The 9,984-nt window shown below is 35.3% G+C and carries 11 protein-coding genes; 7 read left to right on the forward strand and 4 right to left on the reverse strand.

The features are described from left to right. Nucleotides 1-143: 143 nt before the first annotated feature. The gene (locus ACY2V1_RS10585; RefSeq protein WP_461834766.1) at nt 144-1,385 is read left to right on the forward strand and encodes an HD domain-containing protein; all 1,242 of its coding nucleotides are present in this window, start codon (nt 144-146) and stop codon (nt 1,383-1,385) included. Nucleotides 1,386-1,387: 2 nt separating this feature from the next. On the opposite strand, the gene ACY2V1_RS10590 is transcribed toward ACY2V1_RS10585, so the two are convergent. Next, on the reverse strand, nt 1,388-2,368 hold the full coding sequence (locus ACY2V1_RS10590) for an HD-GYP domain-containing protein (RefSeq protein WP_461834767.1): 981 nt from the start codon (nt 2,366-2,368) through the stop codon (nt 1,388-1,390). 155 nt (nt 2,369-2,523) lie between these two features. Beyond that, complete coding sequence (locus ACY2V1_RS10595) at nt 2,524-3,177, reverse strand: hypothetical protein (RefSeq protein ID WP_461834768.1); 654 nt, start codon at nt 3,175-3,177, stop codon at nt 2,524-2,526. Between the two features lie 259 nt (nt 3,178-3,436). Between ACY2V1_RS10595 and ACY2V1_RS10600 the strand changes: the two genes are divergently transcribed. The 6 genes from ACY2V1_RS10600 to gltX all read left to right on the forward strand — a co-directional run bounded on the left by ACY2V1_RS10600 (nt 3,437) and on the right by gltX (nt 8,933). Next, a complete protein-coding gene (locus tag ACY2V1_RS10600; RefSeq protein ID WP_461834769.1) occupies nt 3,437-5,170 on the forward strand; it encodes a carbon starvation CstA family protein in 1,734 nt (577 codons plus the stop codon). Between the two features lie 5 nt (nt 5,171-5,175). Next, nucleotides 5,176-5,445: a DUF7990 family protein gene (locus ACY2V1_RS10605; RefSeq protein ID WP_461834770.1), complete on the forward strand. Its 270-nt coding sequence runs from the start codon at nt 5,176-5,178 to the stop codon at nt 5,443-5,445. A gap of 8 nt (nt 5,446-5,453) precedes the next feature. Beyond that, a complete protein-coding gene (locus ACY2V1_RS10610; protein WP_461834771.1) occupies nt 5,454-6,386 on the forward strand; it encodes an ArsA family ATPase in 933 nt (310 codons plus the stop codon). Between the two features lie 101 nt (nt 6,387-6,487). Then, nucleotides 6,488-7,150 (forward strand): hypothetical protein, encoded by a 663-nt coding sequence (locus tag ACY2V1_RS10615; protein WP_461834772.1) that lies wholly within the window; start codon nt 6,488-6,490, stop codon nt 7,148-7,150. A 92-nt stretch (nt 7,151-7,242) separates the two neighbouring features. Beyond that, nucleotides 7,243-7,467 (forward strand): NifU family protein, encoded by a 225-nt coding sequence (locus ACY2V1_RS10620; RefSeq protein ID WP_461834773.1) that lies wholly within the window; start codon nt 7,243-7,245, stop codon nt 7,465-7,467. Nucleotides 7,468-7,538: 71 nt separating this feature from the next. Further along, nucleotides 7,539-8,933, forward strand: coding sequence for a glutamate--tRNA ligase (gene gltX, locus ACY2V1_RS10625; protein ID WP_461834774.1), 1,395 nt, complete (start codon nt 7,539-7,541; stop codon nt 8,931-8,933). Nucleotides 8,934-9,037: 104 nt separating this feature from the next. Here the strand turns inward: gltX and rpmB are convergent, their stop codons facing one another. Continuing rightward, nucleotides 9,038-9,238 carry a 50S ribosomal protein L28 gene (gene rpmB / locus ACY2V1_RS10630; protein WP_461834775.1) on the reverse strand — a complete coding sequence of 67 codons (201 nt, stop codon included), beginning with the start codon at nt 9,236-9,238 and terminating at the stop codon, nt 9,038-9,040. A 143-nt stretch (nt 9,239-9,381) separates the two neighbouring features. Continuing rightward, a complete protein-coding gene (locus tag ACY2V1_RS10635; protein WP_461834776.1) occupies nt 9,382-9,720 on the reverse strand; it encodes a P-II family nitrogen regulator in 339 nt (112 codons plus the stop codon). Nucleotides 9,721-9,984: the final 264 nt, after the last annotated feature.

Consider the following 9,984-nt stretch of genomic DNA (forward strand, 5'->3'; position numbering starts at 1 on the left):
TTTCTATTCTATATTGTGCCGCTCTCGAACAGAAAGAGAACTTATAGCCCTATAAAAATAGGTTGTCAAGGGATATTTAAATTGACTTTTTTATGTGCAATTATTTATCTGTCTAGAAAAATGAAATATAAAAGGGAGATCTTATGGCTACTATAAGAAAGAGTCTTTTACAACTAATTTTTTCTGGTTCTTTTATGCGAAGATGGAACGATAAATTAAGGCCCTTTGAACTATGGGAGGTGGATAAACAGGCCCACAAGATGATAATTGCGTGGGTTCTTTTTTGTTTAAACTCTAGAGATCTGTCCCCGGATGATAGGAGAGAGCTAGCCTTAGAAGTTATCCAGGGTGGGATATTTGAATACCTATATAGACTTATTATTACAGATATAAAGCCTCCAATATTTTATAAAATAAAATCTAACCCTGTTCACTACAAACAACTCACAGATTGGGTATTTGAGAATTTAGAACCTAAGCTAAGACCCATTGGTGAAGATTTTTGGAACAAATTCAGATCCTATTTTTTAGAGGAGCAAAATTCCCTTGCTAGGGAAATCCTTCTCAGTGCGCATCTTTGCGCCAGCCAGTGGGAATTTAATTTACTGAAAGGACTAAACAAATGGGATGAGGAAATAGATGAAATCGATAAGAATTTCGTAAATAATTTAAAAAGATTTGATCATATTAAAGGAGTACCTGCAATAATAGAATCTAACCCTTCGCCCTTAAAAAAATTTATATTCCAATGTGGACAATTGAGATTTCAAAAGAGATGGTCTCAGACCCCAAGGATTCCTGAGACTTCTGTTTTGGGACACATGTTTATTGTAGCGTGTTATGCATATTTTTTTACTGTTTCCATGGGAGGATGTAAATCCATGGCAATCAATAATTTCTTTAGTGGGCTTTTTCATGATCTACCTGAATTACTTACAAGGGACATAATATCTCCTGTAAAGAGATCTGTTAGAAAAATTGGTGATTTTATTAAGGAATACGAAACAACAGAGTTGGAAAGACGAATATTTAAAGTCCTTGAAATGGGTGGTTATCGATTTATTGCTGAGGAGCTCAGATATTTGCTTGGAATCGATGTGGGTTCAGAATTTATATCTGTTATTAGAATAAATAATGAAACAAAGGAAGTTACCTGGCAGATGTTATATGAGAAATATAACTATGACCAATATGAGCCCAAAGATGGTGAAACATTAAAGGTCTGTGACAATATTGCTGCATTTATAGAGGCATATACGGCCCTTAAAAATGGTATTACATCTGATCATTTGCAGCAAGCAGTGTGGAGGATCAGAAATGACTTTAATCAATATTCCCTAGGTAACAGATTGCATGTTGGAAGCCTATTGGCAGATTTTGATTGATGTTATAATCTGATGGTTATAGTAAGCAGGCCATTTACAAGTTTTGAGTCATATTTTTCGGGTTGTTGAGACAATTGTTGTATTATTTTTTTTATCACATCACTATTTACTTCTTTATAAGTGCATAATATTTCGTTAAAAGCTGATCCAATGGCTCCTATCCTTCCTGGAAGGCTTATCTCATTTCCAGATAGTCCTTGTGGAAATCCAGAGCCATCTAATCGTTCACAGTGTTCCATGATACATTGTAGGGCTAACTTTTGTCTTACCCCGTGGTTGTTTAAAATCTTTGCTCCAATTAAGGGATATTGCCTATATTGTCTCTCTTCATCTAATGTTAAATTTTTTTTATTGAGGAGGTGGACTGGAAGTTTGGTTTTGCCTATGTAAGTCATAGACAGCCCTATCACAAGGGAATATAAGACTTTATTGTCAATTTCTCCTTCATAACTTCTTAAATAAGCTCCAAGACCAATAATTAGGACATTTGTGGCCTGAATCCATAATTCTTCAGAAGGCCTTACTCGATTTATCAATCTAACTATCTTGTGCGGGTCATTTTTTAGGTATTCAGCTATTACCATGATGTTAGGTAATATGTTGTTCAATACCACCTTTACAGGTTGGACATAAAAGAGTTTGAGATTTTCTGGTATTCCCTTCCAGAGTATTTCAGCAACTTCTGATTCACGCAGGTTTGTATCCTGTAATATTAGGTCGAGCTGTTTACTTATATGTTCAGAATACACTGGAAAATCAGATCTTGCTACAAAGATGTTTCCCTTCTTGCAAAGATTAAATAGTTCTTCCTGTTTTTCTTTTGAAAGCCTATCTCCTTTTTTTACATATAGCTGAAGGTCGTTAACTTTTTCATTAAAATAATAGAGATTAAGAGGTGGCCTGAATTTGGGAAAACTTTCAAGAATAGGAATAGATAACTGATAAAACTCTTCAGAAATGGTTTGTTCAGGAGTAACTTTCATAAAAAACAAAATTATATTAAAATTTCGAGAGTTGCAAGTTTTTTATATATTTTTCTTTCATTGTTAAAAAACGACTATATAGGCTAAAGGTCATACTGTATTGATTGGGTTGCAGGAAAAATTTCAAATAACACCTGGTAAAATCTAGCTGTAGTTCAAGCAAGGTTATTTTTATAATTTTCTATTGAATTTTGAATGTCTTTTAGTGAATTACTGTTTTTTATATCATTAGCAAAATCTTCTAAACTATTCAGTCTTTCCTCTAAAGGAACATCTTCTAAATTAGAAATATTTTTCCAAGTAGAAGAAAACTCTTTCAAGGTATCTTTTAAATCTTTACTTTCTTTAGCAAGAGAAAATATTTTGTTAATAGATCTAACATAATTAGAAGCAGTACTATATCCAAACTTTTCATATGTAAAAACAGCTTGTCCCATAAAAAGATTGCCAAGCTCTTTATCATTTCCCTGAAGAGAAGAGTAATTTTTAAATAGAGAAGAAAGCCCTTGTTTATCTCCATGCTGTAGCATATCTTTCCATAAAAGAGTAGTAAAAGAACTGGTTTTAGTATCATAATTTTCTGCCATGTTTTGAATATATTCTCTAAATCCTGAAAGTACTTCCTCTCCTTCAGTCTTGCTCAATTCAGCATATATTGAGCTTATCTGTTTAGCTGCCATGGTTATTTCTTGAGAATTCGTTGTAACTGCATCAAGCACTGCCTTGTTTATAAGGTTCGTATTTTTTTTGTCATTTTCGTAAGTTCCAAATAAATTAGTAATAATTGATTCTCCTATTTTTTCAATCATAATCCCCCCCTTTACGACTTTTTTCTATATATCTTTTTCGACCATTATGAAAATTAGTTTATATTTAATGTGTAATCTTTTTTTGCTAATAATGCAAGGTGGTTTTAAGTTTTTTTGATCAATTGAAATTGACCAGTAAGAAAAAAATGATAATCAGTGGTTAGCCCGACTTTGCCCTTTACAATTTGTCATAGGTGAAGTAAATTTTAACTGATAAGTTCAGTAAGATTTATTTTGTAATTTTAGCAGGAGGTGATGTATGAATTCGACTATTTTAATAGGTTGTGGGGTATTACTTTATATTATTTTGTATCATACTTATGGGCGGTATTTGAGAAAGGAAGTTGTAAGAGAATCAGATGTTGATGTACCCTCAAAGCGTCTGTATGATGGGGTCGATTTTGTTCCTGCCAACAGGTACGTGCTTTTTGGTCACCATTTTGCTTCAATTGCAGGTGCTGCCCCCATTGTTGGACCAGCTATCGCCCTTGCATGGGGATGGTTACCAGCGCTTTTGTGGGTATGGCTGGGAAATATTTTTATTGGAGCAGTCCATGATTATCTCTCTTTAATGTCATCAGTGCGTTACGACGGACATTCTATTCAGTGGATTGCGGGTAAAGTAATCAAAAAAAGAACAGGTTATGTCTTTGCATGGTTTATTTTCTTTGTTTTAATCCTGGTGGTAGCAGCTTTTGGTGCAGTTCTTGGCAAACTCTATGTAAAACAGCCGGCTGTGCCAAGTGCCTATATTTTTAAGATTTTTTCTGCGCTTATTCTCGGATACCTTCTCTATAAGGTCAAAATGGATTTCAGGCTCGCCACTGTGATTGGAATTATTCTGCTAATAATATCTATTATTCTGGGAGATAAATTTCCCTTATCAGCTAGTTATACAACCTGGATGGTGGTCTTCTTTGTATATATCATTGTAGCTGCTTCAATTCCTGTGCACGTACTCCTTCAGCCCAGGGATTATTTAAACGCATGGCTCTTGGTAGGAGGACTTTTAGTGGGCGGTATATCATTGTTAGTGGCATTTTCTCCTGTTAAACTTCCCGCTATTACTGTGTATAGTGCTCCTATAATTGCAGGAAAACCAACCCCATTTTGGCCAGTTATTCCACTTATTGTTGCCTGCGGGTCCCTTTCTGGTTTCCACGCAATTGTGGCGTCAGGGACCACTTCCAAACAAATTTCATCTGAAAAAGATGGCCTATTTATTGGCTATGGAGGTATGCTTACCGAGGGATTTTTGTCAACTATAGTTGTAGCTGCTATCAGTACTTACGGACTTTCAGTAGTCGCTCCAGAAAAAGCTTCTCTTTTAACTACCAATGCTGCAGATTTTGCTAGAAACTATATTGGGGTGGCAAAATCCGTTGGAGGTCCTATAGGGATTTTCTCAAAATCATATGCAGCAGTAGCCAATTCTGTACTACATTTGCCAAAAAGTTTTCTGGTAATCCTGGCATCTATGTGGGTTGCTTCCTTTGCCATGACTACACTGGATACTACAAATCGCCTTGCCCGTTATACCTTTGCTGAAATTTTTGAACCCATTAAAGAAAAATCGCCAGACTTTTATAATTTCATTACAAATCGCTGGGTTGCTTCTACTATTCCCGCAGCTATAGGGATTGGTCTTGCATGGAGTGGGGCGTGGACAATGTTGTGGCCTGCATTTGGTGGCGCAAATCAAATGCTTGCATCCATTGCTCTTATGACTGGAGCTGCATGGGTTATAAGGGTTCAAAAGTCAAAGGGAATGAATGTGCTTATTCCTGCCTTATTACTCTGGGTTACAGTATCACTTGCCATGGTGTGGTACTTGTTTATAGCCGTGCCCACATTTTACGCCAAAGATCCTGTTAAAGCCATTATTTTGGGAGCAATGGTGGTGATAATGTTGGCGCTAAATCTTCTATTGATATACGACTACTTTAAACCTGAAAAAGATCTTGAAAGAAAGTTGGAACCAGATAAGGTCTAAGATATATGTTGAAAAAAATAAAAGAGAGTTTTCTCTTTTTTTCAAAAGGGTTTCGAGATATAAGTACCCGTGCAATTGAGGCTGAACTCAAGGAATTGGAAAATGTATTTGCCCTGATATTGATGGGGGCGCTTACCGGCATGCCTGCGCCCCCATCTTATTTGGGAATAAAACTTCTCCCTTATATGGAACGGGAACTAAAAATTATGATATGCCGGTCAGAGGCCTTAGGTGATATTTTTGCTGATTGGTTTGATATTCTGGATTTTGGGTAATTAAAAGAATGAAAAAACTTTTCTTTTTTTTGGGGAAAGGTGGTGTTGGCAAAACTACTCTCGCGGGAAGCTTTGCTACATATCTTTCAAAATCCCTCAATAAAGTGTTTGTTGCCTCTATTGATCCTGCCCATAATCTTTTTGATTTTTTCGGGATAACTGCGAGATCTGGACCAGTAGAAATATCAGATAACCTCATTGCAGAGGAAATTGATGTGGATTTGTATCTCAAAAAGTTCCTTAAAGAATCATCTTTAAAAATGAAAAAAAATTATCATTATCTTCAAATGATAAACCTTGAAAATATGTTTGATGTGTTAAAACATTCGCCTGGCATGGAAGAATATGCTATGGTCTCTGCTCTTGAGGAACTAATAAGTATCTGGAGCTCGCAGGTGGATTACATTGTAATTGATACTCCACCTACTGGACTTATGTTAAAAATATTCTTTTTACCCAAGACAACGCTCTTATGGATAGATAAATTAAAAAAGCTCAGAAAAAAGATCTTAAATAGGAGATCTCAACTTGTTCATATTAAAGGTAAACAAGTATTTGGTGAAGATATTGCCTGTGATGAGGAGGAAGATATAGTTTTTAAGGAGCTTGAGATACAGGAAAAAAGCTCAAAAAAACTATTAGATATATTTTCTAACCCAGAGCTTTGTAAAAAAATATTGGTTGTTAATTATGATGAACTGTCTATTAGGGAAGGAATAAAAATAATCAATGATTTGGCATCAATAGATATCTCAGTGGATCTAATGGTGTGCAATAAAAAGGGGATGACAGATCCAATATCCCCTGACAAAGAGGTGGAAAAGATAATGGATAAACTAAAAGGTTTTAAGAGAGTGGAGATCCCCTTTTATCGAGATTATGTTACACCTAGGAACAAGATGATAGAAATTGCAGAAATATTTGCAAAGGAGTTGTTATAATCTAACCACAAATTTTTTGTTTGGCGTTTATTTTGTAACTGGTACAAAAATGGTATTACAGAAAAATCGACTAAAAATTTTTGAAATATTTTGGGGTAAGTGTGTCAAATATAGCGATTTCTAGCTGGGAATTTGCAATTTTTCTTGGCATATCCATACTGATTGCCATTCTCTATTATGTTGGATATCGGAAGAATATCAGGGCTATAGAAGGTGTTTCAAAATCCTTAGAAAAAGGACTAAATCCAGAAGAAAAAGAATACACATGGCTGGGTGGGGCCTTGGGATTTAGTGGTGATTTTAAAGTTAAAGGATTAAAAAAAATATGTGCATCTGTTTTTATGTTGCCCAGGCAGAGTGTTCTTTATTATCCTTTTTCGTTGATCACTACTGGGTACGATAGACTAGAGACACTTTTTTTTCTAAAGGAAAAAATAGGGAATGAGGTGCATGTAATAAAAAAGGCAATAGTTCCTTACAGGATGCCAAAAATATTTAACGCACACCTTTTGAAAAAGGAAAAAATAAAGATAAATGAAAGGCCTTTTATTTTAATGTATAAAAACAATAGTAAAGATGTTGAATCCATTTTGTCTCTTGCACGTGTCCTTGAGCCTCTGGGAATTATGCATATTGCCCTTACTCCAAAAAATAGTGTCCTTTACGTAAAGCTCAAGATAAACCTTAAGTCAATTGACAAAATAGAAAAGGTGATGAGTGAATGTATAAGGTTTGTGGACAATAAAATGCTTAAGGTCAAATAGAGAGCTTTAGCCAAGCTTGACAAGGTTTGTGTTAATTTATTAATTTCATATAAATAAAAGTAATTAATTTTAATTATACAAGGAGCCTTAGAATGTTAAAAGAAAAAGTAGAAAAAATATTGGGAGAGATCAGGCCTCAACTCCAGGCAGATGGCGGTGATGTGGAACTGGTAGAAGTCACAGATGATAATGTTGTTAAAGTGAAATTACAGGGCGCGTGTGCTGGATGCCCAATGGCACAGATGACCTTAAAAAACGGAATTGAACGGATTCTAAAAATGAAGATTCCAGATGTAAAATATGTTGAATCTGTTTAATTTTATCATTTTGTTTTAATTTTTTTACCGGGGCTTTTAAGCCCTTATTTTTTTATTAAGGGGGATAATTTATGTCTAAAGTAGTGACCAGGTTCCCACCTAGCCCAACTGGGCATCTACATATAGGTGGGGCAAGGACAGCTCTTTTTAACTGGTTACTTGCGAGAAATAGCGGTGGGAAGTTTATTTTGAGAATAGAAGATACTGACCTTGAGCGTTCCTCTGAAGAAATGACCAGGGCAATTATTGAGGCAATGGAGTGGCTTGGCCTTACCTGGGATGAAGGGCCTTACTTTCAGACAAAAAGGTTTGAGATCTATCAACACCATATTGATATGCTTATAGATCAGGGAAAGGCATATTATTGTCAGTGTACCAAAGAAGAAGTAGAAGAGATGAGAAAAAGGGCAATGGAGCGTGGAGAAAAGCCAAAATACAGTGGCAAGTGCAGAGAACTTAATCTTGGCCCTGGCCCTGGAAGAGTGGTAAGGTTTAAGACTCCCCTTGAGGGAGAAACAGCTTTTAATGACCTCTTAAAAGGTCCTATTTCTGTTAATAATAAAGAGTTAGATGATTTTGTAATAAGAAGGGAAGATGGGTCTCCAACTTATAATCTGGCTGTTGTAGTGGATGATGCCACAATGGGAATAACCCATATCTTGAGGGGAGATGACCATATTAACAATACTCCCAAACAGGTATTATTGTATGAGGCCCTGGGATATAACGTCCCCTATTTTATTCACGTTCCAATGATCCTTGGTCCTGATAAGAAAAAATTGAGTAAGAGGCATGGTGCAAAATCAGTTTTAGAATATAGGGAACTTGGATATCTCCCAGAAGCTGTATTAAATTATCTTGTTAGGCTTGGATGGTCATATAAGGATCAAGAAATATTTACAGTGGACGAGCTTATAAAGAAATTTTCCATTAAAAATTTGAGTAATTCTGCCAGTGTATTTGACCCTGAAAAATTAAAATGGGTAAATAGCCAGCATATCAAGAAAAAATCACCAAAGGACCTGGCTATTTTGCTGAGGAAGTATCTGGCAAAACAGGGTATAAATTGCGATGATCTGGATTATTTGGAAAAAATCGTTCCACTCCTCCAGCCAAGGGCAACCACAATGGTGGAGATGGCAGAAAAGGCCACTTTTTTTGTGTTAAAAGACGAAGAAATTAACTATTCCAAAGAGTTGCTTAATAAATTTCTCACCCCAGAAGTTAGAACACACTTAGAGGAAATTTTAAAAAGGCTGAAAAAAATAGAAGTATTTGAGCAAAAACAACTTGAAGATCTAATGAGAAATTATTTAAATGAGAAAAATATTAAGTTTAAATTGCTGGCCCAGCCAATTAGGGTATGCATAACAGGACAAACTGCAAGTCCTGGACTTTTTGAAACAATGGAGGTGCTTGGAAAAGAACGCACAATAAATAGATTGACTAGGGCACTTGAGATATAACCTTAAGTTGATAAAGGGGCAGGACTTTTTGTAGCCCTGCCCTCTGAAAAAAATTGTTGCTGGGGTATTTTTTAGGTAACCCTATTAAGATTCTTAATTAAAATTTAAGCCTTAACGGGCTTTTGTACTGCACCGCTTCTAATACACCTTGTGCATACCTTGATTCTGCGTACCTCTCCATTTGGTAATTGTGCCCTGACTTTTTGAATATTGGGTTTGAATTTTCTCTTATTTTTGTTGTGAGCGTGGCTTATGTGATTACCTACCCTTGTCCTTTTCCCGCATATTTCACAAACTCTGGCCATTTTTTAAGTCCTCCATTTATTTGATATTTACTTTACTTGGTTCAGAATAATCATTTATTATTTGAGTAAGAACTTAAGCCCAAAAAATTTCTTATATCCGCAATTTTTTCAAAATGCAAGTCCTACTTCTTTAGGTTTTAAAATTAAACTGCTACTTCTCCCTTTTCTCCGGTTCTAATTCTTATTACCTCGTCTATAGGAATTACAAAGACCTTTCCATCTCCTATTTTCCCTGTTTTTGCAGATTCCAATATTGTGGATATGACTTCATCCACCATTTCATCAGGAACCACGATTTCTATTTTTATTTTGGGTAAAAAATCTACCACATATTCAGCTCCTCTGTATATTTCAGTGTGGCCTTTTTGTCTGCCAAATCCCTTGACTTCAGTTATAGTCATTCCTTTTATCCCGATCTCAGTTAATTTTTCCTTTACATCGTCTAATTTAAAGGGTTTTATTATTGCTTCAATTTTTTTCATGTCTTCCTCCAAATAAGTGGGTAGCTAGATTTTGTAATCAATATTTAATAATTTATTTGCTTGCAAGCTTAAATTTAGTTTAAAACAGATCCATCTCTTGATCAAAAAGAATAACGTCGTCGCCTAGTTGTTTCTACAAAACTAATCCTTGTGTTTTTGCGGAATTTTGATATAAATTTCGTGAAGAATAGATTTGTTGACAGTATTTACAATCTTATGTATTCTCAATGGAACAAAAATTAAGAGGAGGTATAGTTATGGCAT

It is taken from the genome of Desulfothermus sp. (assembly GCF_053993635.1).